The organism is Blautia sp. DFI.3.45 (assembly GCF_020593505.1).
In the GTDB taxonomy this organism is placed as follows: domain Bacteria; phylum Bacillota; class Clostridia; order Lachnospirales; family Lachnospiraceae; genus Blautia_A; species Blautia_A wexlerae.
Genome location: NZ_JAJDMI010000174.1, coordinates 1 through 452, shown reverse-complemented (window position 1 = coordinate 452; position 452 = coordinate 1). Strand labels below are relative to the sequence as shown.

The 452-nt window shown below is 46.0% G+C and carries 1 protein-coding gene; it reads left to right on the top strand.

Annotated features, from left to right (window positions below):
• A partial coding sequence (locus tag LJE09_RS17480) for an RNA-guided endonuclease InsQ/TnpB family protein (RefSeq protein WP_306797822.1) occupies positions 1–452 on the top strand: 452 nt, incomplete at both ends.

Below are 452 nucleotides of genomic sequence, written 5' to 3'. Positions count from 1 at the left end.
ACGCCGGCCGGATATAAAAAAGAATATCCATGGCTGAAAGAGGTAGATTCTCTTGCGCTGGCGAATGTACAGTTAAATCTGGAAGGGGCTTTCCGGAAATTTTTCCGGGAACCGGGAGTGGGATTTCCGCATTATAAATCAAAAAAACATTCGCGGAAATCCTATACAACGAATATGGTAAATGGGAATATCTGTCTGCAGGACAGGTTCCTGAAACTGCCAAAGATGCAGCCGGTAAAAATAAAACTCCACCGTATGATCCCGGAGGGATGGAAGCTGAAATCAGTGACTGTGAGCAGGGAACCGTCCGGAAAATATTTTGCCAGCCTGCTGTTCGACTGTGAAAACCAAACAGCGGAGAAAAGACAGGCGGAAAAATTCCTGGGGATGGATTTTGCCATGCATGGGATGTGTGTATTTTCTACCGGTGAAAGAGCCGGATATCCCATGTT